The sequence below is a fragment of the Nocardioides sp. SLBN-35 genome (assembly GCF_006715725.1).
Taxonomy (GTDB): domain Bacteria; phylum Actinomycetota; class Actinomycetes; order Propionibacteriales; family Nocardioidaceae; genus Nocardioides.
Map to the genome: position 1 here is coordinate 4,106,043 of NZ_VFNU01000001.1, position 23,178 is coordinate 4,129,220.

Annotated in this window: 19 protein-coding genes and 1 riboswitch; of the genes, 7 read left to right on the plus strand and 12 right to left on the minus strand. The window is 72.5% G+C overall.

Going from position 1 to position 23,178, the window contains the following annotated elements:
• Positions 1–12: 12 nt before the first annotated feature.
• From FBY23_RS19840 to FBY23_RS19860, 5 genes are all read right to left on the minus strand, one after another.
• Positions 13–978, minus strand: a complete 966-nt coding sequence (locus FBY23_RS19840; RefSeq protein WP_141799718.1) for a hypothetical protein — start codon at positions 976–978, stop codon at positions 13–15.
• Entirely contained in the window at positions 975–1,940 is a 966-nt protein-coding gene (locus FBY23_RS26745) for a pyridoxamine 5'-phosphate oxidase family protein (RefSeq protein ID WP_260806095.1), read from the minus strand. The genes FBY23_RS19840 and FBY23_RS26745 overlap by 4 nt, the downstream gene beginning before the upstream one ends.
• A gap of 14 nt (positions 1,941–1,954) precedes the next feature.
• A complete protein-coding gene (gene ilvD / locus FBY23_RS19850) occupies positions 1,955–3,802 on the minus strand; it encodes a dihydroxy-acid dehydratase (protein WP_141799719.1) in 1,848 nt (615 codons plus the stop codon).
• Between the two features lie 140 nt (positions 3,803–3,942).
• A complete protein-coding gene (locus FBY23_RS19855; RefSeq protein ID WP_141799720.1) occupies positions 3,943–4,392 on the minus strand; it encodes an SRPBCC family protein in 450 nt (149 codons plus the stop codon).
• Between the two features lie 9 nt (positions 4,393–4,401).
• Entirely contained in the window at positions 4,402–5,481 is a 1,080-nt protein-coding gene (locus FBY23_RS19860) for an exo-alpha-sialidase (RefSeq protein WP_141799721.1), read from the minus strand.
• A 145-nt stretch (positions 5,482–5,626) separates the two neighbouring features.
• On the opposite strand from FBY23_RS19860, the gene FBY23_RS19865 reads away from it, so the two are divergent.
• On the plus strand, positions 5,627–5,932 hold the full coding sequence (locus tag FBY23_RS19865) for a hypothetical protein (protein ID WP_141799722.1): 306 nt from the start codon (positions 5,627–5,629) through the stop codon (positions 5,930–5,932).
• Here the strand turns inward: FBY23_RS19865 and FBY23_RS19870 are convergent.
• A complete protein-coding gene (locus FBY23_RS19870; RefSeq protein ID WP_160158299.1) occupies positions 5,922–8,735 on the minus strand; it encodes an AAA family ATPase in 2,814 nt (937 codons plus the stop codon). The genes FBY23_RS19865 and FBY23_RS19870 overlap by 11 nt on opposite strands.
• Positions 8,736–9,085: 350 nt before the next feature.
• Here FBY23_RS19870 and FBY23_RS19875 point away from each other — a divergent pair, with 350 nt between their 5' ends.
• The 6 genes from FBY23_RS19875 to FBY23_RS19900 all read left to right on the plus strand — a co-directional run bounded on the left by FBY23_RS19875 (position 9,086) and on the right by FBY23_RS19900 (position 16,530).
• Complete coding sequence (locus FBY23_RS19875) at positions 9,086–10,987, plus strand: hypothetical protein (RefSeq protein ID WP_141799724.1); 1,902 nt, start codon at positions 9,086–9,088, stop codon at positions 10,985–10,987.
• A 185-nt stretch (positions 10,988–11,172) separates the two neighbouring features.
• Entirely contained in the window at positions 11,173–13,113 is a 1,941-nt protein-coding gene (locus FBY23_RS19880) for a hypothetical protein (RefSeq protein WP_141799725.1), read from the plus strand.
• A gap of 116 nt (positions 13,114–13,229) precedes the next feature.
• On the plus strand, positions 13,230–14,108 hold the full coding sequence (locus FBY23_RS19885) for a DMT family transporter (RefSeq protein ID WP_260806096.1): 879 nt from the start codon (positions 13,230–13,232) through the stop codon (positions 14,106–14,108).
• An 84-nt stretch (positions 14,109–14,192) separates the two neighbouring features.
• On the plus strand, positions 14,193–14,378 hold the full coding sequence (locus FBY23_RS19890) for a hypothetical protein (protein WP_141799726.1): 186 nt from the start codon (positions 14,193–14,195) through the stop codon (positions 14,376–14,378).
• 41 nt (positions 14,379–14,419) lie between these two features.
• The gene (locus FBY23_RS19895; protein ID WP_141799727.1) at positions 14,420–15,355 is read left to right on the plus strand and encodes an alpha/beta fold hydrolase; all 936 of its coding nucleotides are present in this window, start codon (positions 14,420–14,422) and stop codon (positions 15,353–15,355) included.
• Positions 15,352–16,530: a sorbosone dehydrogenase family protein gene (locus FBY23_RS19900; RefSeq protein ID WP_260806097.1), complete on the plus strand. Its 1,179-nt coding sequence runs from the start codon at positions 15,352–15,354 to the stop codon at positions 16,528–16,530. The genes FBY23_RS19895 and FBY23_RS19900 overlap by 4 nt, the downstream gene beginning before the upstream one ends.
• A 90-nt stretch (positions 16,531–16,620) precedes the next feature.
• Here the strand turns inward: FBY23_RS19900 and FBY23_RS19905 are convergent, their stop codons facing one another.
• From FBY23_RS19905 to FBY23_RS19930, 6 genes are all read right to left on the minus strand, one after another.
• Positions 16,621–17,427 carry an ECF transporter S component gene (locus FBY23_RS19905; protein ID WP_396954500.1) on the minus strand — a complete coding sequence of 269 codons (807 nt, stop codon included), beginning with the start codon at positions 17,425–17,427 and terminating at the stop codon, positions 16,621–16,623.
• Positions 17,424–19,052: an ABC transporter ATP-binding protein gene (locus tag FBY23_RS19910; protein WP_141799728.1), complete on the minus strand. Its 1,629-nt coding sequence runs from the start codon at positions 19,050–19,052 to the stop codon at positions 17,424–17,426. Before FBY23_RS19910 ends, FBY23_RS19905 begins: the two co-directional genes overlap by 4 nt.
• Positions 19,052–20,158: an energy-coupling factor transporter transmembrane protein EcfT gene (locus FBY23_RS19915; protein ID WP_141799729.1), complete on the minus strand. Its 1,107-nt coding sequence runs from the start codon at positions 20,156–20,158 to the stop codon at positions 19,052–19,054. Before FBY23_RS19915 ends, FBY23_RS19910 begins: the two co-directional genes overlap by 1 nt.
• Positions 20,159–20,164: 6 nt before the next feature.
• The gene (locus FBY23_RS19920; protein ID WP_141799730.1) at positions 20,165–21,031 is read right to left on the minus strand and encodes a hypothetical protein; all 867 of its coding nucleotides are present in this window, start codon (positions 21,029–21,031) and stop codon (positions 20,165–20,167) included.
• A complete protein-coding gene (locus FBY23_RS19925) occupies positions 21,032–22,513 on the minus strand; it encodes a hypothetical protein (protein ID WP_141799731.1) in 1,482 nt (493 codons plus the stop codon).
• A 78-nt stretch (positions 22,514–22,591) separates the two neighbouring features.
• Positions 22,592–22,720, minus strand: a riboswitch (cobalamin riboswitch).
• Between the two features lie 11 nt (positions 22,721–22,731).
• Complete coding sequence (locus FBY23_RS19930) at positions 22,732–23,142, minus strand: type II toxin-antitoxin system VapC family toxin (RefSeq protein ID WP_160158300.1); 411 nt, start codon at positions 23,140–23,142, stop codon at positions 22,732–22,734.
• Between the last annotated feature and the right edge of the window lie 36 nt (positions 23,143–23,178).

The following is a 23,178-nucleotide window of genomic DNA, read 5'->3' on the forward strand; positions in this document are numbered from 1 at the left end:
ACACCCTCTCGCTCACTGGTAGGAAACGAAGCGGACCCGGGGCCGGATCCGGTGGACCGCCTTGGCGCCCATCAGGTTGAAGTCCTCGTCGTAGAACAGCTTGAAGCCCATTGCGAAGATGTCGGGCCGGGCGACGGTGCGGTAGGTGGCGAGCTTCTGGCCGCGGTTGCCGAACCCATCGACGTGCTGGAGAAGCTGGAGTCCGTCGCGGGGCTTGACCCGGCCGATGTGGCGCACCATCGACGTGCGGAACTGGTGGACGACGAACAGCTTCTCGGGCAGGTCGTGCTCGACGACCAGCCTCGAGAGCCACGCGGTGGTGCGGTTGACCTCGCCGGCGCCGACGCTGCCGATGACCCGGGCGGGACGCTGGCCGCGGCGGACCCGCCACTCGGGGTCGATGGCCAGGCTGACGTGGGGCTGCTCGAGCGCCCACTCCCAGCGCTTCGCGACCTCGAGGAAGTCGGTGCGGCCGGTCTGGAGGTCGAGCACGAGGAGGGCGCCGAGGTCGCGGGCCGCGTCGACGTACGCCCGGACGGCGGACCTGCGGATGTCGTGGCTGAAGTCGCGGTCCTTGCCGGGGTGGCCGTCGGCGACGCTGACGATCAGCTCGAACACCGGGCGCACCGGTCGGCCCGGGCGCGCGAACGGGGCGGCGGCGCGCTGCAGGCGGCGGAAGGCCTTCCTCGGCGAGGTCTCCCCCAGCACGCCGAGGGAGCCGGTGCCGGGCGTGCCGTAGTAGGCGACGAGCATCCCGCGGTCCGGCAGGACCCGCTCGCTCTGCCAGCGCGGGGTGCCGGCGGGCAGGGTCGGCGGTGCGGGAGGGACGGGCGCGGGGGTCTCGGGGGTTCCGGGTACGGCGACCGGCTCGGGCCGGCGTACGGCACCGCGGTCGGTGTGCCCGGGGTCGGTGAACGCGGCGAGCAGCAGGGCCAGGCCGAGGATGACGACCGCGGCGATGCGGTGCGGGCCGGTCACCAGCGCGAGCGCAGGGTCGCGTCGGTCGCGGAGGTCTCCGGGTCGGCGGCGTCGCGGACGAAGACGGCGGTGATGGTGCCGCCGCGCTCGTCGTGGGCGTCGCGAAGCTCCCGCCAGGCGGCGAGGTTGGGGTGCCCGACCTCGGTGCAGGCACTGGCCGGCGCGAGGGTGGTGATCGCCTCGTCCAGCTGCTGGCGGCTGACCTCGAGGGTCGCGGTCGCGCCGTCGTGCTTGAGCACGGTCGCCAGGATCACCGCCGGCAGACCGTGCTGGGCGCCCGGCGCGTTGACGTGGGAGATCTCGCCGTCGTGGGCGAGCGCCCAGGAGTACGGCGCGGTCCAGCCGTCGATCTGGCTGGCGAGCCGCTCCCGGATCCGGCCGAGGCCGGCGAGCGTCGACCACTCGTCGAGCGGGTCGAAGTCGAAGGCGGGCAGCCCGTCGATGCTGGTGCGGTTCTTGCGGCGCCGGTAGTCGGCCGAGCCGTCGATCCCCTTGCGCTCGAAGTAGGGCGCCAGCAGGTCGCGCTCCCCGGCGTACTCCATCAGCGGGACCGTCCAGCCGCACGAGTCGGAGATCCGCTCGATGTCGACCACGACCACGGCCCGCGCACCGGGCAGGTCGGCGAACCGGGCCGCGAGCCCGGCGTACTCCTCGTCGTAGACCGTGACGACCCGGCCGCGGCCGTGGAAGCGCACGATGTTGGGGGCGCCCTCGAAGGCGCAGAACATCACCGTGATCCGGCCGTTCTCACGCAGGTGCGCGATCGTCTCGCTGCCGCTGCCGGTGCCGTCGAGCCAGGCGAAGGTGGCCTCGTCGACCATGCCGAAGGTGCCCGGGATGCCGCGCGGCGACAGGTTCAGGTGGCCGTCGCCGGCGAGCGGCGCGGTGGCGACGAAGAACACCTGCTGCGCGTCGACGAACTCCCGGAGCCGACCCTCGACCCTGGCGTGGACCTTGCCCAATGCTCAGCCCGCGATCATTCGGGGACGCGGCGGTACGCGCCGTCGGAGGCCGCGGTCGCCATCGACGCGTAGGCCCGCAGCGCGGCAGAGACCGGGCGCTGGCGGTCGAGGGGCGTGTACGGCTTGTCGCGCTTCTCCTGCAGCACCCGGCGCTCGGCGAGCGTGTGCTCGTCGACGTCGAGGTGGATGCTGCGGTTGGGGATGTCGATCGAGATCGGGTCACCGTCCTCGATCAGCGCGATCAGGCCGCCGCCGGCCGCCTCGGGCGAGATGTGCCCGATGGACAGGCCGCTGGTGCCGCCGGAGAACCGGCCGTCGGTGATGAGGGCGCACTTCTGGCCCAGGCCGCGGCCCTTGAGGAAGGCCGTCGGGTAGAGCATCTCCTGCATGCCGGGGCCGCCCTTGGGCCCCTCGTAGCGGATGACCACGACATGGCCTTCCTCCACCTTCTTCCCGAGGATGCCCTCCACCGCGGCGTCCTGGGACTCGAAGACGATCGCGGTGCCGTGGAAGGTCAGCGACTCCTCGGGGACGCCGGCCGACTTCACGACGCAGCCGTCGACCGCGATGTTGCCGGTGAGGATAGCCAGGCCACCGTCGGCGGTGTAGGCGTGGTCGAAGTCGCGGATGCAGCCCTCGGCCGCATCGGTGTCGAGGGTGCCCCAGCGGTTCTCGGTCGAGAACGGCTCCGTCGTCCGGACGCCGCCGGGGGCAGCCTGGAACAGCTCCAGCGCCTCGGGCGAAGGGCTCGCGCCGCGGATGTCCCACGCGCCGAGCCACTCGTCGAGGTTCGGGGAGTGGACCGAGTGGACGCCTTCCTTGAGCGCGCCGCCGCGGCGCAGCTCGCCGAGGAGCGCGGGGATGCCGCCGGCGCGGTGGACATCCTCCATGTGGAACTTCGGGGAGTTCGGCGCGACCTTGCTGAGGCACGGGACGCGACGCGAGATCGCGTCGATGTCGTGGACGTCGAAGTCGAGCTCGGCCTCGCGGGCCGCAGCCAGCAGGTGGAGCACGGTGTTGGTCGAACCGCCCATCGCGACGTCGAGGGCCACGGCGTTCTCGAACGCATCGCGGCTGGCGATGTTGCGCGGCAGGACCGACTCGTCGTCGTCCTCGTAGTAGCGGCGGCACAGGTCCATGACGACCCGCCCGGCCTCCTCGAACAGCGCGCGGCGCTTGGCGTGGGTGGCCAACGTCGAGCCGTTGCCCGGCAGGGACAGGCCGATCGCCTCGGTCAGGCAGTTCATCGAGTTGGCGGTGAACATGCCCGAGCACGAGCCGCAGGTCGGGCAGGCCGAGCGCTCGATGGTGTCGAGCTGGTCGTCGGAGACGGCCTCGTTGGCCGAGGCCACCATCGCGTCGACCAGGTCGAGCTTGCTGTGGACGATGCCCTCGATGGCCGTGGTCTTGCCGGCCTCCATGGGGCCGCCGGACACGAACACGACCGGGATGTTGAGCCGCAGCGCGGCCAGCAGCATGCCGGGGGTGATCTTGTCGCAGTTGGAGATGCACACGATCGCGTCGGCGCAGTGGGCCTGGACCATGTACTCGACCGCGTCGGCGATCAGCTCGCGGCTGGGCAGGGAGTAGAGCATGCCGCCGTGGCCCATCGCGATGCCGTCGTCGACCGCGATCGTGTTGAACTCCTTCGCGACGCCGCCGGCCGCTACGACCGACTCCGCGACGATCTTGCCGAGGTCACGCAGGTGGACGTGACCGGGGACGAACTCGGTGAACGAGTTCGCGATGGCGATGATCGGCTTGCCGAAGTCCGAGTCCGTCATGCCGGTGGCGCGCCAGAGGGCGCGCGCGCCGGCCATGTTGCGGCCCGAGGTGGACGTCGCGGAACGAAGGGTGGGCATGCGCCAAGGCTACGCCTGTGGGCCAGCCGCCAGTTTCACCGGTCGACCGGTGAAACTGGCGGGGTTGGACGACGAAACTGGCGCTTGGACGAGGAAGCTTCCTCGTCCAGGCGGGAGTTTCACCGGTCGACCGGTGAAACTCATTTCTCCTCGGCCGCTGCCTTCAGCGAGGCCAGCCCCCGCCGGAAGTCCTTGGCGATCGCCTTGTCGAAGAACAGCTTCCCCATCACCGCGAACGCGAGGTTGCGCTGGCCGCTCATCGTCCAGGCCACCCGGGTGTCCGTGCCGGCAGGTGTGAGGTCGAAGGTGACGACGTTCTGGGCCTTGAACGGCTTGAGGAACTCGAGGTCGACGACCACCTGGGTCGGGGTGATCGAGGTGAAGGTCATCCGGCCCTCGCCTGCCTGCTTGTTGCCGGACCAGGCGTACGTCGCCCCCACGCCGGCGCCGCCGTACGTCCGCTTGAGGTCGGGGTCGAGGCCCTCCCACGGGGACCACTTGATCCACTCGTGGAAGTCATCGACGAGGGCGTGGACGGTCGCGGCCGGGGCAGCGACCGTCGTCTCGTGGGTCTGCGAGAAGGCAGGCATGGCGCGAGCCTAGGAGACCCCGGCCTTGACCGACATGACGTCGGGCAGGTCGGCCGCGACCTGGCGCCAGGTCTCGCCGTCGTCGGCCGAGGCCCAGACCGAGCCGTTGCGGGCGCCGAAGTAGAGGCCGGCGGGGTCGTGGGAGTCGGCGCAGAGGGCGTCGCGCATGACGCCGACGTAGAAGGCGTCCGGCAGACCGGTGCCGTACGGCGTCCAGGACTCCCCCGCGTCGTCGGAGCGCCACACGCGCGCCTTGGCGTCGGGCGGGTAGCGGCGGTCGCCGCCGCCGAGCGGGAACACCCAGATCGTGTCGGGGCGATGCGGGTGGACGACGATCGGGAAACCGAAGTCGCTGGGCAGGTCGTCGCCGATCGAGGTCCAGGAGCCGCCCTCGTCGTCGGAGCGGTAGACGCCGCCGTGGTTCTGGGCGTAGAGCCGCTCGGGGCGCGAGGGATGGCGGGTGACCTTGTGGACGCACTGCCCGAACTCGGGATAGCGCTGGTCCTCGGGGAGGAAGTCGGCGCGGATGCCCTTGTTGCGCGGCTCCCACGAGGCGCCGCCGTCGGTGGTGCGGTAGACGCCACCGGTGGAGATGGCGACCGTCATGGACGCCGGGTCGCTGGGGTGCGGAAGGACGGTGTGGAAGGCCTGGCCGCCGAAGCCCGCACCCCACTGCTCGCGGTGCGGGTGGTTCCACAGCCCCTCCTCGAGCGCGAAGCTGGCACCGCCGTCGCGCGAGGTGAACACCGCACCGGGCTCGGTGCCGGCGTGCAGGACGCCGTCGCCGACGCCGGGGACGACCTGCCAGATCCGCTCGACCGTCGCGCCGGCCCCCTCGGGGAACCGGATCGCGCCGTTGGGGGTCTCCTGCCAGGTCTCGCCGAGGTCGTCGGACCAGCGCAGCTGGGGGCCCAGCCAGCTCGAGGACGCGCCGGCGAAGAGCCTCGGGGTGGACATGCGGGTGTCGACCAGGCAGGAGTAGACCTCCTCCATGTCGTGGTGGGGACCGGTGAAGTCCCACTCGACCCGGTCCTCCGACCGGCCGACCCAGAGCCCCTTGCGGGTGCCCACCATCAGGATCGTCGTCATCGCTCCTCCTCGTGGCTGTTCGCTGACCGCTCCTCCCCACTGTGACCCCGACCACCGACAGAAGTCATCGCTGCCGGCGGTCATTTCCTTGAGTCCGTACCCGCCACGGATGTAGCGCCCGGCACCCGGCGGCGACCCTGGAGCCATGACGACGCTGCTGGCCACCCTGGTCCTCGTGCCCGACCGCAGCGACGAGGTGCTGACCCGGCTGCGCAACGAGGTGGCGCCGTGGCTGCGGCGGCTGCCGGGGTTCGTGACCAGTCGCTGGCTGCTGGCCGCCGACCACGACCGGTGCACGGTCGTGGTGGAGCTGGCCGACGCGGGCGCCGTACCCGATCTCGAGGCGGCGCTCGAGCCCGGCACCCACGGCACCGCGCGGTCGTGGTGGTGCGAACGGCTGGAGGCGGTCGAGGACCTCGGGCTGGCCACCCGGCCGAGCATCACGCTGTAGGCGCCTCCAGATGCGCCGCGAGCTCGCTGCGATCGGCGCACCCGGTGCGCTGCAGCAGCCGGGCGACGTGGGTCTCCACGGTCCGCACCGAGAGGTAGAGCCGGTCGGCGATCTGCTTGTTCTGCAGACCTTCGGCCACCAGCCCCAGCACGTCGTGCTCGCGCGCGGTCACGCCGAGGCGCTGCAGGTGGGTCGGGACCCGCTGGGCGCCCGCCGCCTTCCTCGGTACGGCGAACCCGGCCTCCCGCATCGCGACCCGGCATCCGGATGCGGCCTCGGTGAGGCCGTAGCCGACCAGCCCGTCGAGGCAGTGCCGGAACCACGGCTCGGGCGTGCCCCAGCCGTCGCGGGCCGCCGCGGTCGCGACCAGCAGCCGGGCGTGCAGCTCGGGCCACGGCTCGCGGCCGGGCAGGCCCCACTCCGCGTCGGCGAAGACCCGCTCGGCCTCGGCGCTCGCACCGGCACGACCGAGGGCGATCGCCTCGGCGTACCTCAGCGCGAAGGCGTTGTGGGGGCTGTTGGCCTGCGGGCCGGTGCGCACCTCCTCGCGCGCGGCCGCACCACCGTCGTCGCCGACGGCCGTCTCCAGCAGCGCCCAGAACCCGCGCAGGGAGAAGGGCATGCTCGGCGTGCGGCGGTGGTACTCCATCGCCGTCGCCAGCTGGGCCCGCGCCTCGTCGTACCGACCGTGTCCGAGGGCGACGAACGACCGGATGTGCCCGGGGATCCCGACCAGTCTCAGCGCCTCGTCCATCGGCATCGTGCCGGCCGTCGCGACGTCGGCCTCCATCGCGTCGGTGCGGCCGGCGAGACCGTGGGTCGCCGCGCGCAGGAGGTACGCCGTCGGCAGCTCGGGCAGCCGGAGCCGGTCCATCATCGTGATCGCGTTGTCGACGGCGGCCATCGCGTCGTCGAGGTCGAGGTAGCGGATCCGCACCAGGTTGAGGTCGATCTCGATCCGCGCGGCCACTGCGATGGCGCCGACGTCGAGCGCGACCCGGCGGGCGGCCGTCAGACGGTCCTCCGTCGGGCGGCGGGCGGCCAGGTCGAGGCCGCCGAGGGCGGCGAGCAGCCGGCAGCGCCACAGCGGCAGGTCCTCGGCCTCGGCGAGCCGGTAGCCGGCCTCGAAGGCCTCCTCGCCGGCGACGTGGTCGCGCGCCCGGGTCGCCCGGCCGAGCACCTCCCACGCCTCGCACGCGATCTCCGGTCGGTCCTCCCCCACAGCGGCCAGCGCGGCGGAGGCCCGCTCGGCGGCCGCGAGATCGTCCTCCCGGCCGAGCGCGAGCCGGGCCGCGAGGACGTGCGCCTGCACCGGGTCGTGCCCCGCGGCGGCGTCCAGCATCGCCTCGGCCTCGTCCCACCGGCCGCCGGCGAGCAGCGCCCGCGCCAACCGGAGTCGTACGGCGGCCAGCCGGCCGGGATCGTCGGCGAGCTCCTCGGTCAGCCGCTCCCCGGCCTCCAGTGCCCGGGGTACGTCGCCCGCGAGCGCGTGCACCTCGACCTCGGCCTCCCGCGCCCGGCTCTCGAGCTCGCTGCCCGGCGTACAGCGCTCCAAGGCGCGGCCGATCGCCTCCCGGGCGCTGACCAGGGCGCCGCGGTCGATCGCGTCCCGCGCGGTCGCCAGCCACAGCTCGACGGCGCGGGCGTCGTCGCCGGCGGCCTCGAACAGCTCGGCGAGCTGGTGGTGGTCGTCGGCCGAGTCGGTCGAGCGGCCGGCCAGCGCGGCGGCGAGCACGCCGGCGAGGCGGGCTCGCTCGGGGGCGAGCAGCCCGGAGAGCACGGCCTCGCGGGTGAGCGCGTGCCGGAAGACGAACCGGTCGGGCGGCACGGCCACGACGAGCCGCTGGTCGCGCAGCTCGCGCAGGGCGCCGGCGACGTCGGTGTCCGAGAGCCCGAGGGCCTCGGACACCAGCCTCCAGTCGAACTCGGGGCCGAGCATCGCGGCGGCCGTCGCGACCTCGCGGGCCCCCGGCCCGACCTCGGCGAGCCGGCCCTCGACCGAGCGCGCGAACGGCCGCGGGACCAGCACCGGAAGCGGTCCCTCGAGGAGCCCGGCGTCACTCAGGTCGGCGAGCATCTCCTCGACGAAGAGCGGGTATCCGGCGCTGTACTTCTGCAGCCACGCCACGACCTCGCCGGACGGCTCGGCGTCCAGGCAGGCCCGCGCCATCGCGGCGATGTCGTCGTCGGCCATCGGGAGCAGGTCGACCGTCTCGGCGGAGCGCCGCCGCTCCAGCGCGCTGACCAGCTCGTTGGCGACCGGCGACTCGTGCAGCCGGCTGGTGGCCAGCACCAGGAGCGGCACCTCACCGGTGTTGTCGCCGAGGTACTCCACGAGCGCCAGAGTCTCGGGGTCCGCCCAGTGCAGGTCCTCGATGACGAGCACCATGCCCGGCGCCGGGACCGTCCGGGCCAGCCGCAACAGCCCCTCGCCGAGCAGCATCACCGAGGAGACGCCGTCCGGCGCGACCGGGCCGAGCTGGGGCGCGAGCCGCGCGAGCGTGGGCAGGTACGGCGCCAGCAGCCGGTCGTCCGGGACCTCATGGGTGCGCAGCCAGCCGAGCAGGGCCTCGCTGAGCGGGCGGAGCGGGGTCGGCGTACCCGAGGGGACGGCGCGACCGGACAGCACCTCGAGCCCTCGGTCGGCGGCCTCCGCCGCCACCGCGGTCGCGAGGCGGGACTTCCCGATCCCGGGGTCGCCGCGCAGCACCCAGAGCCCGCCCCGGCCCTGCCCGAGCGCCTCGAGGGCACCGCGCAGGCGCGCGCGCTCGAGGGTCCGCGAGACGAGCACCGGGGAGCGCACGTCGGCATCGTAGGCGGCGGCGCCGCTCGTGAGCCTGCGAACGCGTGCAACACGGCGGCGGGTTGAGGAGCGATCGGCTCGGCCCGAGCCTGCGAGGGGCGGGCGACTCGTCTCGAAACCTCTTGCCAGGTCTTGGCTCCGTGTTGGCTCCGTGGTGCGGGGCGTTGGTTGCGTGGTGCGCGCGGATGTGGCGGGACCCCCGCCGGGACGAACGTAGGTGTCACCGGGCCGCACCGGATCTCCGCTGAAAGAAGTTCTCGGAAATCTGCAAGGTCCTGCCGGCGGGCTGCTCCTACTCCCGTCGAACACCCCCCCCCCCCCCCCCCCCCCCCTCCGCGAAAGGCAGCACCATGCGTACCCAGCTTCTCGGACTCACCACCGCAGCACTCGCCGTCGGCACCCTGACCCTCGGTCTCGCCACCCCGGCCGATGCCGACGCGTGGAAGACCTCGACGAAGGTCCCCTTCCCCAACGGGGCGATGACCGACGTCGACGTGGTGTCGACCGGCGACGGCGACGCCGTCGCGGCCGCCATCATCGACGGCGCGGTCCACGCCTACACGGCCACCGATGGCGTCTGGTCCGGGCATGCCGTCGTCCGCAGCGACGTCGACGCGACGAAGCTCGTCCTGGCCAGCAACGGCCAGGGCGCCGCTGCCGTCGGCTGGGTCGAGAACGTCGGCGGCGTCGATCGCCTGCGGGTCAGCCGACAGGTCGGTCCGGCGAGCTGGACCGGGCTGAACCTGATGACGCCGTCCGGCACCGAAGTCGTCGGGCAGCCGCAGCTCGGGGTCGCCGGCGACGGACTGGTCATTGCGGCCGCGACGGTCGACGGCGAGAACATCGACAACAAGCTGCTCGTGACGGAGTGGCCGCAAGGTGCCGGCCCGGGAGCACCGAAGACGCTCTCCGAGAGCGATGCCTGGAACCCTGCCCTGGACGTGAACTCCAAGGGTGAGGCGCTGATCGCCTACAACTACACCGGCCTGATCAACGACGTGATGACGGTGAGCCGCCGTACGCCCGGTCAGGGCTGGAACCTCGGCGACAGCACCTCCAACTCCGGCAACATCGCCTCGGCTGCCGACGTCGCGATCAGCGAGAACGGCAAGGGCCAGGTCATCTACTCGGTGGTGTCCAACGCCTACTACCGGGCCGAGACCAGCCCGGTCCTCGCCGACGGTACGGCGCTGCCCGGTCATCTCGTCTCCCTCGACGAGGACTTCGCATCGGAGCCGAGCGTCGACATCGACGACGAGGGGAAGGCACTGTTCGCCTACGTCGTTACGAAGGACGGCACGAAGTCGATCCGCTACGCCAGCGCGGCTGACGGCGCCTACCCGGGCACCCCGGCGACGCTCACCGGAACTCTCCCTGACGCCCAGCGGCCGATCGCCCTCGCCGGCGAGGGCGGCCTGCGCGCCATCCAGCACAGCGGCAACAGCCGAGTGGTGACGCACTACCGCACGTCCCAGGTCCAGCCGTTCGCACCGGTCAGCACCGAGCAGGGCTACCTGCCGGACACCGCCGCCGACGTCGACGCGGGAGGCAACCTGGTCACGATCGGCCTCAAGCCGCTCGAGGGCGCGTTCGCCCGCTTCCTCGACGCCGGCAGTCCGGCGGTCACGCTCAGCCAGCCCGGTGCCGCCACCACGATGTCCACGTCGATTCCGTTGGCGTGGTCGGTCACCGACTCCCTCTCCGGCCTGCAGCCCGGGACCGACATCTACGCGACCGCGGCCGCCTGGAACCAGGCGCAGCACGGCGCTCCGGCGGTCGTGATCGACAACGCCCCGGGCACCTCGGCCGCCTTCCCGGCCGTTCTCGGCACCAGCTACTGCTTCCAGGCCCGGGCCACCGACACCTCCGGCAACGCGACGACCACGCCGAAGCGCTGCACCACGGTCCCGCTCGACGACACCGCCCTGAGCGGCAAGAAGTGGAAGCGGATCGCCAAGGCCGGCGCGTTCAACAACACCGCCACCGTCACCCAGAAGAAGGGCCGCAAGCTCACCCTCTCCGGCGTCCAGGCGCGCCACCTCTCGCTCCTGCTCACCAAGGCGAAGAAGGGCGGCAAGGTCAAGGTCCTCTGGAACGGCCACCTGGTCAAGAAGGTCAGCCTCAAGGGCACCGGCCAGGTCACCGTCCCGGTCCTCGACCTCGGCAGCGTCCAGGCCGGCACCCTCAAGATCAAGGTCGTCAGCAAGAACGGCCGCAAGGTCACCCTCGACGGCATCGTCGTCGCCAAGTAGCTCCACCTTCCGCCCCGAGGGGCGACGAACCGCCGGTCCGTGGGGGGCCGGCGGTTCGTGTCATCTCCGGCGACGACAGTCCCGCCCGAGAACTCGCCGGAAAACCTGCAAGGTCTCGCCCGCCGCCTGCTCCTACTCCCAACGCACCACGAACCGGGCCCGCCCGCCACTCACAGGAGAAGACCATGAACACCACGAAGAGCACCTCGATCCGCACGCGGATCCTCGGCCTGACGACCGCGGCCATCGCCGTCGGCACCCTCGGCCTCACCGGAAGCCCCGCCCAGGCAGTGGGCGGCATCGACAGCGGCAACATCAGCAACTTCGGCGACGTTCCGAGCTCGGTCGACGTCGTGGCCTTCGGCTCCGGTGACGCGCTCGCCGCGTGGACCCGGCCGGTCGTCGGCGGCACCAAGGTGTACGCCGCCGTCGCCAACGACGGTGTCTGGGGCCCGCCGAAGCAGGTGACGGCCGCACCGGTCACCGACGCCCACGACGCCCACGCCGTCGCCAACGACAACGGCGACCTCGCCGTCGTGTGGAACCAGACGACCGGCGGCGAACAGAAGGTGCGCGCGTCGCGCTACCTCCCCAATGGCACCTGGGACGGCTCCACGCTGCTCAGCGCGAGCACCGACATCACGACGATCGACTCCATCGACGCCGGGATGGACGCGACCGGACGCGTGCACGCCGCCTTCGACACCGAGCACAGCGGCGCGGACCGGATCCAGACCTCGGTGTGGGCCAAGGGCGGCACCCCTGTCGTCGACAACTTCGGCTACCACACCTTCGACCCGTCGCTCGACGTGAACCCGGCGGGTGACGTCCTGCTGTCGTACTACGACAACGAGAGCGGCGAGGACACGATCATGGTCACCCGGCGCAACGCAGCGGTGGGCTGGCTCGGCCCGAAGCCGATCGTCTGGCTCGGCGACACCCAGAACGAGACCGAGGCGGAGCTGGCCGACGACGGGAGCGGAGCCGTGATGTTCGGCGGCATCGAGGCCGCCAAGACCCGGGCCCTGGTGGTCCGGGTCAGCCCCAACGGCACGCTCGGCAACGTCGAGCTGGTCTCCCCGACCGGCGTCGGCACGTCGTACCGCGACCTGGCGGTCAGCCCGAACGGCACCCTGCAGGCCACCTGGACCGCCTTCGAGAACGGGAACACCTACGTGATCCGCGCCGCCGTGGCCAAGCCCGGCCAGGGCTTCGGCACCGCCGCCATCGCCGAGCCCAAGACGATCACCAGCCAGGCACACGTGAGCCTGGTCTCCGACGGTGCCGACCAGGTCGTCGTCCACAACGACGCCGACCAGCTCACGGTGCGCCACCACACCAACCCGGTGCTCCCGTGGGGCCAGTACGACGCCGGCGCCGCCAACGGCTCGTTCGCCGCCGACATGGACCGCGAGGGCAACGCTGTCGCCGTCGGAATCGTCTCGAACGGCTTCAACTCCTACGTCCAGGCCGACTTCCTCGACGTCGCCGGCCCCATCGCCACGATCACCGCCCCCGGCGGACCGGTCAGCGCGCCGGGCTTCGACGTCGCCTGGAACGTCACCGACTCCCTCTCGGGTGTCAAGAGCACCGACGTCATGGTCCGCTCCGCGGCCTGGAACACCGGCTTCGGAGCCCAGCAGGTGATCGCCAACAACGTCACCACCACCTCCCAGCCCTTCGCCGGCGCCTTCGGCAGCACCTACTGCTTCCAGGCCCAGGGCACCGACAAGGCGGGCAACCTCGGCTTCCGCTCCACCGAGCGCTGCACCACCGTCCCGCTCGACGACACCGCCCTGAGCGGCAAGAAGTGGAAGCGCATCGCCAAGGCCGGCGCCTTCAACAACACCGCCACCATCACCAAGAAGAAGAACCGCAAGCTGACGCTCGCCGGCGTCCAGGCCCGTCACGTCGACCTGATCGTCGCGAAGGCCAAGAAGGGCGGCAAGGTCAAGGTCTACTGGAACGGCACCGTCGTCAAGACCATCAACCTCAAGGGCAAGGCCGGCCAGGTCACCGTCCCGGTCCTCGACCTCGGCAGCGTCCAGACCGGCACTCTCAAGATCAAGGTCGTCAGCAAGGACGGCCGCAAGGTCACCGTCGACGGCATCGTCGCCGCCAAGTAGTCCAGGTAGTCCAGACAGTCCAGGCAGTCCACCACGCCCCGAGGGGGCGACGAACCGCCGGCCCGTGGGGGGCCGGCGGTTCGTCGCTTTCCACCGAGACGTCCTACCTTCTGCGGGTGACCACACCCCGCCACGGCCCGCCCCTCGGGGTGGCGATCGGGCTGGTCCTGCTCGGGATCGGCTCGGTCCAGCTCGGTGCCGGCTTCGCGAAGCTGCTCTTCGACGACATCGCTCCCAACGGCGTGGTGTGGCTGCGGCTGGCGACCAGCTCGCTGGTGCTGATGCTGTGGGCGCGGCCCCGGCTGCGTGGTCGCAGCCGCGAGGACTGGCTGGTCGCGGCGCGGTACGGCGCCTGCCTCGGCGCGATGAACTGGGGCATCTACCAGTCGTTCTCGCGGATCCCGATCGGCGTCGCGGTCACCATCGAGTTCATCGGCCCGCTGGTCCTCGCGGCGGTCGGCTTCCGGCGTCCCCGCGACCTGGGCTGGGTGGTCCTGGCCGGGCTCGGGGTGCTGCTGCTGGGCTTCGAGCGCGGGCACCTCGACCCCCTCGGCATCCTGTACGCCGTCCTCGCCGGGGCGGCGTGGTCCGGCTACATCCTCTCCAGTGCGGCCACCGGCCGGCGGTGGGAGGGCATCGACGGGCTGGCGCTCGCCAGCCTGGTCGCCGTGGCCCTGCTGACCCCGCTGCTGCTGACCGTGGACACCGCCGACCTGGCCGACCAGCGGGTGCTGCTGCTCGGCGCCGCCGTCGGCCTGCTCAGCTCGGTGGTGCCCTACAGCGCCGAGCTGGCGGCGCTGCGGACCCTGCCCGCGGCGACGTTCGGGGTGCTGATGAGCCTCGAGCCGGCGGCCGCGGCTCTGGCCGGCCTGGCCGTCGTCGGCGAGTCGTTGGCACCCGTCCAGTGGGCGGCGATCGGCTGTGTGGTGGTCGCCAGCGTGGGCGCCACGCGGGCGACCCGGGCCGAGGTTCACCCAGATGTCACTCCGACGTGACCTGGGGCGCCCACGCCGGTCGTAGTGTCGGTACTCCGCCCTCCCCCATCCGGAGCCGACACCCCCATGTCACTGCCTGAGTCCGTGTCCCGTCTCGCCCACACCTGGTCCGTCGCACTCCAGCAGCGGGCCCGCCGCAACGCCATGATCGCGCTCACCGCGTGCACCCAGCGCCGCGCCGAGCGCGAGGACGTCGAGGCCTTCCTCGCCGCCCGAGCAGACGCCCGTCGTACCCCTGTGATCGAGGGCACCGTCTCGCTGCACGCCTGACGTTCACTCCCCACGGCCCGGGGTCCGGCAGAATCGACGCCATGTCGACCTCCGCTCCCCGGCCCGGACAGCGCGTCCGGTCCGCGTCGATCGCCTTCCGCGACATCCTGTCCGACGACGGGACCCATGTCCGTGCCTGGACGAACGACCCCGACGGCGAGATCGACGGGCCCACCGTCGTGCTCTGCAACGGACTGGGCACGAACCCGTACCTGTGGCCGTGGCTGCTCGAGCCCGACTGCGGCGTACGCGTGGTGTCGTGGAACCACCGCGGCGTCGGCGGCTCGGAGCGCCCGGCCGACCCGAAGCACGTCGAGATCGAGCACTTCGTGCAGGACGGCCTGTCCGTCATGGACCACTTCGGCATCGACAGCGCGGTCCTGATGGGCTGGTCGATGGGCGTCAACACCGCCTTCGAGATGACCTACCGCCATCCCGAGCGGGTGCGCGGCATCTTCGCGATGTGCGGCGTCCCGGGCGACACCTTCGCCACCATGCTCGGCCCGCTGCACCTGCCGCGGCTGGTCGCCCGCGCGGTCACCGTCAACGCCTGCCGCGTGGCGCAGTACGCCGGCCGGGCGGTCAACCCGCTGGTCCGGCACCTCCCGATCAACGCGAGCACGGTCCGGCTGCTCGGCCGGACCGGGTTCATGTTCCCGGTCGCCGACCCCGAGGCGGCCGCGATCGGCCTGCAGGAGTTCGCAACGACCCCGGTCGACTGGTACGCCCACCTGGCGATCAGCACCTCGAAGCACCCGCGGGTGCGGCTGAGCCAGATCACCGTGCCGACGATGTTCGTCTCGGCGACCTGGGACATCCTGGCCGGCGCCCGCGACATGGCCAGCGCCTCCCGACGACTCAGCGAGACCGGCAAGGACAGCACCTACGTCGAGCTGCGCGGCTCCCACTTCGTCCAGCTCGAGCAGCCCGAGCGGGTCCACGGCCTGCTGCTGGAGTTCCTGGAGCAGCTGTCGTGAGGCGCCGCTCCCGCGCCGCGGCCGGGCTCGCCGTACTCGCCCTCGTCGCGGCCGGCTGCGGCCAGGGCGGCAACGTGAGCGAGGTCGAGGTGATGGGCACCGCGACCGCAGCACCCACCGGCTCGGTCATCGACGGCAAGGTCATCTTCACGATCGACGGCGTCCCGGACGTCGTCGCCACCGTCGCCAGCGGGCTGGCGACGCCGTGGGGCATCGACTTCCTGCCTGACGGCCGCGCCGTGGTCACCGAGCGCGACAGCGGCCGGGTCCTGGTCATCACCCCACCACAGGTCGGCGGCAACGGCGCGACCACGAAGGAGGAGGGCAAGGTCGTCGAGGTCGGCACCATCCCCGAGACGGCGCCCGGCGGCGAGGCCGGCCTGCTCGGCGTGGCCGTCTCCCCCGCCTTCGCCTCCGACGGGCTCGTCTACTTCTACGTCTGCACCGACGACGACAACCGGGTCGTGCGCGCGAAGCTGACCGGTGACCGGCTGGGTGCGGTCGAGCCGGTCCTGACCGGTATCCCCAACGGGCGCATCCACGACGGCGGCCGGATCGCGTTCGGCCCCGACGGCTACCTGTACGTCGCCACCGGCGAGACCGGCGACGACCAGCTCGCCCGCGACAAGTCGTCGTACGCCGGCAAGATCCTGCGGATCAGCGCCGACGGCGTGCCCGCTCCCGGCAACCCGTTCGGCGACGCGGTGTGGTCGTGGGGCCACCGCAACGTCCAGGGCCTCGCCTGGGACGACAAGGGCCTGCTGTGGGCCTCCGAGTTCGGCCAGGACAAGGCCGACGAGCTCAACCGGATCGTGCCCGGCGAGGACTACGGCTGGCCGGTCGTCGAAGGCACCGGCGGACCCGCGAAGTACACCCAGCCGCTGCTGACCTGGTCCCCCGACGAGGCCTCCCCCTCCGGGCTCGCCTATGCCGGCGGCTACCTGTGGATGGCCGCGCTGAACGGTGAGCGGCTGTGGCGGATCAAGGTCGCCGACGGCCAGGTGAGCGACCCGGCGGCGTACTTCGCCGGGGAGAAGGGCGCGCCCGGCGAGTACGGCCGGCTGCGGACCGTGGCCCGGGCCCCCGACGGGCGGCTGTGGCTGAGCACGAGCAACAAGGACGGCCGCGGCACCCCCGGCGACCAGGACGACCGGATCCTGCTCATCGAGCCCTGAGCGCCTCCCCCAAACCGTTCGATCGAACGGTTCGAGCGGCTTGTTGTAGCACCAGATCCCCCGAACCGTTCGATCGAACGGTTCGGGGGGCTACGGAGCCTCGATGCGCGCCTTGCGAGCCGCGCGCCGCAGGGTGACCAGCACGGCCGGCCCGAGCAGCACGATCGCGAGCGCGTTGGTGACCGCGCGACCGGTGTCCCAGCCGCCGGTCGAGGTCAGCAGTGTGTAGACCACGAAGTGGTGCAGGTTCTCGAGCACGCCCGCGCCCGGGACGTAGGAGATCTCGGTCGAGTCCTGGCCCGGCACCTGGATGCCGGCCATGAACGGCCAGCCCTGCAGGTTCATCAGCAGGCCGTACAGATAGGCCGAGACGATGCCGTACGCCGCCAGCAGGGCGATCTCGGCGCGCCCGCGGACCCGGCGCGGGAGCAGTCCGGCCCCCATCCCGACCCACGCTGCGACGAGCATCTGGAACGGCAGCCACGGGCCGACGCCGGCGGTCATCAGGGCCGAGGCGAACAGCGAGGTGCAGCCGAGCACGAACCCGAACCCGGCGCCGAACACCCGGCCGCCGAGGATCAGCAGGAAGAAGACCAGCTCCAGGCCCGCCGTACCGGCGCTGACCAGGCGGAGCACGGCGTTGACTGCGCTGAGGACACCGAGGACGGCGAGCACCCGGGCGTCCATCCCGCCCTCGCTCATCTCGGCGAGGACGACGCCGAGGATCACGGGCAGCAGGAGCAGGAAGAGGAACGGCGGGTCGACCCGTTCGGTGTCGGCCGGTACGTCGAGCAGGAGCGGCCAGGCCAGCATGAGCAGCCCGATGACCGAGGTGATCGCCAGCACGACGCCCGAGCGCAGCTGCAGGGGTACGGCGGTCGCGCGGGTCACGCTCACCGGGAGACCTCGGTCGCCATGCTCGCCGCGACGTCGTCGACCCGCAGCCAGCCGGCACCGAGCACCTTGGTGACCTGGGGCGCGAAGGCGGGCGACTCCGAGACGGTCGGGACCACGGGTCCCGCCGAGACGACCTCGCCCTCGGCGAGGACCACGAGGTCGTCGGCGACCTGCGCGACGAACTCGACGTCGTGGGTGGCGACCAGCACCGCCCGCGCGGCGCCGGGCTCGGCGGCGAGCTCGCGGAGCAGGCCGGCGAGGGCACGCTTGGCCGGGTAGTCCAGCCCGCGGGTCGGCTCGTCGAGCAGCAGCACCGGCGGGCGCGAGGTCAGCACGATCGCCACCGCCAGCGCGAGCCGCTGTCCCTCGGAGAGGTCGCGGGGGTGCCGGTCGGGGTCGATGCCGGGCGCGAGCCGGTCCAGGAGGGCGCGGCAGGTGCCGGGCTCCGCGCGGGCGGACCGGTCTGCCGCGGCGCACTCCTCGGCGACGGTCTCGAGGTAGAGCAGGTCGGCGGGGCTCTGCGGCACCAGGCCGGTCGTCGCCCGGCGCTCCTCCGGCCTGAGCGTGGCGGGGTCGACGCCGCCGACCCGGACCGTGCCCGACGCCGCGCCGTGGCGGCCCTGGAGCGCCCAGAGCAGGGTCGACTTCCCGGCGCCGTTGCGGCCCATGAGGGCGGTGACCGTCCCGGGCTGCAGGGCCAGGTCGACCTCGCGCAGGACCGGGGTCCGGCCGTGGGCGAGCACCAGGCGTCGTACGTCGACGACGGGCTCGCCGCTGCCGGGCCGCGCGCGGTGCGGCGGCTCGCCCAGTCGTTCCTTCAGCGCGGGAGCGCGGCGGCGGGCGTCGCGCACGGTGAGCGGGAGCGGCTGCCAGCCGGCGAGCCGGCCGAGCTCGACCAGCGGCGGCGCGATCGGGGCGTCCTGGAGCACGTCCGCGGGGTCGCCGACCTCGACGCGTCCCCCGCGGTGGAGGAGGCAGAGCCGGTCGGCGAAGGGCACGACACGCTCGAGGCGGTGCTCGGCGACCAGCACCGAGACGCCGAGGTCGTGGACCAGGCGGGTCAGCGTGGCGAGCACGTCCTCGGCCGCGGTCGGGTCCAGCGCCGAGGTGGGCTCGTCGAGCACCAGCAGCCGCGGGTGGGTCGTGAGCACGGCACCGATCGCGACGCGCTGCTGCTGGCCGCCGGACAGGGTGCGCAGGTCGCGGTGGCGCAGGTCAGCGATGCCGAGCAGGTCGAGGGTCTCCTCGACCCGGCGGCGCATCGTCGGCGCGGGCAGCCCCAGTTGCTCCATCCCGAACGCCAGCTCCTCCTCCACCGTGTCGGTGACGAACCAGGCGGCGGGGTTCTGGCCGACGTACCCGATCGCGTGCGCGCGCTCGCGGGCCGGCTGCTCGGCGATGCTGGCACCGTCGAGGAGGACGTCGCCGGTGAGCGTGCCGCCGGTGTAGGACGGCACCAGGCCGGCCACAACGCCCAACAGCGTCGACTTGCCGACCCCCGTCGGACCGGCCAGGACGACCAGCTCGCCGTCGGCGATGGTGAGGTCGATCCCGTCGAGCACGGTGGTCGCGGCCGCCGGCTCCGGGTCGTCGTAGGTCAGGGTGATCCTGCGCAGCTCGAGCATCAGACGAGCGCCTCCTCACGGCGTTGGGCCGTGACCGGCAGTGGCGCCACCCAGACCGGCAGGACCGCGACCAGCGCGGCGACCAGGGCGAGCAGCGAGATGCCGGGACGAACCAGGACGCCGGGGTGCGCGACCTGGGTCTCCCAGCGCTGCAGCGCCCACATGCCCGTACCCGCGGCGATCCCGGCCCCGGCCACGAGGAGCTCGGGGAGCCGCCAGCGGTCGGGGCGGTAGCGGGTGCGCTGCACGCGCCGGCCGGCCAGCACGAAGCCGCCGAGGGCGAGCAGCATCCCGAGCACCAGCATCGGTAGTGCCAGCACCCGGGGCGCGGTGCTGTCGAGGAGCGCGTAGACGCCGACGCAGACGCCGATCAGGCCGGTGATGATGAGCGCGCCGGTGCTGCGCCGCTGCTGGGCGGTGAGCTCGCCGGTGCGGCCGTAGCCGCGCGCGTCCATCCCGGCCGCGAGCGCGAGCGAACGGTCGAAGGCGTCCTCCAGGATCGGGACCAGCAGCCGTCGTACGCCGCGGATCCGGCGGAACCGCCCTTCCGGTCCCCCACGCAGCTGCTGCGCCGCCCGCACCCGGCGCGCGCTGTCGGCCAGCTGCGGGACGACGCTGATCGCGACCGTCATCGCCGTACCGATCTCGTAGAGGGCCGGCGGTAGCGACTTCATCAGCCGCTTCGGGTTGGCCAGCGCGTTGGCGGCGCCGACCGCGATGAGCAGGGTCGCCAGGCGCAGTCCCTCGTAGGTCGCCGCGAGCAGCTCCTCGCGGGTGAACGGCCCGAGCAGCGAGATGCCCGCCGCCCAGTCCGGCAACGGGATGCTTGGCAACGTGAACAGGACGTGGCCCGGCACATCACCGCCGAGCAGCACCCGGAACAGGATCCGCACCGCGACCACGATCACCCCGAGCCAGACGTAGAGCCGGAACGAGCGCGCCCACGGCTGGTCGGAGCGGCAGCTGAGGACGACCAGCGTGATCACGCCGAGCAGGACGAGCAGCAGCCACGGGTTGGTCGTGCAGGAGGCGGCCACGGCGAGCCCCACTGCCCAGACCCACCACGCGACGGGGTGGAGATCCCGCGCCAGCCGCCCTGCACCCATGACCGCTCAGGCCTTGAGTCGGCGGACCAGGGGTACGGCGCCCGCCGCCCCCAGCACCACCACGACCAGCCCGATCCCCAACCATGCCGGGAACCCGCCGCCGTCCTTGCTGTCGGTGTCCGCGGACGTTGCCTCGGGACCGTCGGTGATCTCGTCGATCGACGGCAGCCCGGTGGTCGTTGTCTGGCTCGGCTCCGGCGGCGCGGCCGAGGTGGTCGCCTCGGTCGGCGTCGCCGTGGCGCTCGTGGTGTCCGTCGCGCTCGGGGTGGCGCTAGCAGTCGGGGTCGCCGAGGTCGTGCTGGCCGACGGCGTGGCGCTCGGCTTGGGCGTGGCCTTCTTGGTGGGCTTCGGCGTCGCTGCCTTGGTCGGGCTCGTCGTGGGCGTCGGCTTCGCCTCCTGGACCCGCGGGGTCGGTGCGACGTCGGGCGGTGCGGCGCGACCGCTGCCCTGGTGCCACGCGAAGGCGACGTACCCGCCGTCGGGGACCTTGAGACCGCCGACACCGATGCTGGCGTACGTCCACGTGCCGGTCCGCCCGTCGGACCACCACAGACTCCAGTAGGCGTCGGTCTGCGTGCAGTCGCCGTCAGAGGGCTTGCCGTTGACCTTGCAGACGAAGCCGTTCATGCCGGCTGCCTGGCTGTACTCGATCGTGTAGCCGGCATCCGCGAAGTTGTTGGCGGCGGTTCCGCCGCCATTCGCGTCGCAGCCGGCGCTAATCCCCGCCCCCAGCTCATTGGAGTCGACGACGACCGTGACCCCCGTCGAGCTGTCACAGGCAGCGGCACTAGCGGGGGTCTGGGGAAGCAGCACGACGGTGGCCGCGGCGAGGAGCGCCGCGACCACCGTGCGCAGGGCCCGGTGGAGGGTCATTCAGACGACCCGGGTCTTGGCCTTGCCCTTGCGGTCGGGGAACTGACCGACCACCTTGACCTTGGCCTTGCCCTTCTTCTTCACCTTGATCTTGACCTTCGCGACACCCTGGGCGTTGGCGACGCCGGTGGCGGACTTCTTGCCGATCTTGACCGTCACGCTCTCGCCCGAGGCCAGACCCTTGACCTTGATCGTGGCCTTCTTCTTGGCCTTGAGCTTGGTCGCGACCTTGACCTTGAGCTTCTTGGCGTCGAGCGCCTTGAGCGTCACCGGGGTGCTGCCGCCGAGGTAGCTCAGCGTGACCTGGTGGTCGGCGGTGCCGGCCGGGACCGCGAAGGTGGCCGAGGCGGGCGCCGCCAACCTCTGCGGAGCATTGAGGCCGGTCACGCAAACCTGCTGGCCCGGCCGGGCGCCCTGGAGCGGGACGGTGGCGGTGGTGCCGGCATCGACGAAGGTCGGCAGGCCCGGCTGGGCCGGTGCGAGGTATTTCAGGCCGGCGAGGGCCTGCGCGCTGGCGAGCTGCCACTGACCGGCGATCGGTCCGGGGGCGATCTCGCCGGCGTCGACGGCCTCCTTCATCGAGGCGTCGGAGTAGGCGAGCGCGCCGTGCTCGGCGTCGATCCCGCGAGCACCGCAGCCGGGCAGGGCGACCACCTGGTGGCGCGCGATCCACGCTGCGGACTTGGCGGCCGCGGCGGTCTCGCCCGCAACACCCAGCGCCCAACCGGCCACACCGGTGGTATTGCTGTTGTCGGGTGTGTAGTACGGGTCGGACTTGTCACCGCTGTCACCCAGGCCGCCGTCGGCCGCCTGCTTGGTCTTGAGGTAGGCGACAGCCTTGCTCACCGACGCCGTGGTCGACGGCGTCGAGTCGACGGCGCGCAGCGCGATCACGCTGTAGGCCGTGTAGTCCACGTCCGGAAACGCGCAGTCGAAGGACCAGAAGCCCCCGGCGCACTGGCTCGCGGTGAGTGCGCTCGCCGCCTTGGACGCCTCGGCGCTGCCCAGCGCGTCTAGGGCAAGAACCGCCCAGACCTGGCTGTAGACGCTCCCGCCGTCGATCTCGCCGGTCTCGTCATCGACAGCGTTCTTGGTCGACTGCGCGAGGTCGAGCCCACCGGCGTTGGAGGCGTCCCCGCCAGCGGCGACGAAGAAGTACGCGGCCTTCGCCTTTCGGCCGTCGCTGTTCGCCCACGCGGCGACACCGTCGTCGACGCCCTCGCGCAGGGTGGTGAGCCGAGCAGGCGTGTCGGTGCCGGTCGCCAGCAGGCTGAGCGCGTAGTCGATGGTGGCACCGACATCGCCGCCGACGAGGCCGCCGGTGACCTGGGAGTCGAGCCAGGTGGCAGCGACCTCTGCCTCGACATTGGCCGCGGCCGCGTGCGCGGCCGGAGCCGGCGCGACCGCCATCAGGCCGCCCGCGACGACGGCACCGCCGGCGACGGCCGCAACCGCCCGGCGTACGAACATGGAGGTGGACATGTGGTGCCTTCCCGCTGCAGCCGACGGGCGGGCCCAGGAAGTCCTGTGCCGCTGACCCGCTGCTCTCCGCGACAGCGTTGTGTCAGGACGCGCCATGACGGGTGCTCCGGCTCACCGCTCCCCCGACTGATCTCGCGGGGCGGTCCACGGTTGCGGGTCAGCGCCGGGATTCGACCGGCTTCCCCCACCACGGGCGTGTTCTTGTGTGTCGCCCGAGTCTAGACCTCGACGCCGGGGTCCTCGTCATCGGGAAGGACGGCGAGACCGAGGTCGCGGGCAGCGGATCGCAGCCGGCCGTCGAAGCTCGCGACCGCCGCGCCCGACTGCTGGGCCGTCAGGAGGACGCAGCAGTCGGGGATCCGCTGCCCGGTCGCCACCCGTAGCTCAGCCAACCGCATCGAGGCGTCCGCCGGGAACGAGGGCTCCACGACTCCCATCGCTGTGAGGGCACCCACGAACTCCTCGAGCTGCCCGGCCCTGGTGGGGCTGATCAGGATCTCGGCCCGGTTCACGGGCCCGATCACGAATGGCCTGTCGGCGTGAGTCTCCGGCAAGGCGGCTGCTGCCGCATGGTGAGCGTCGCGGACATCGAGTGCCGCGATCAGGACACTCGCGGCGAGTGCGATCACTCGGGCCAGCCCTCACGCACCTCGTCGAGATAGCCG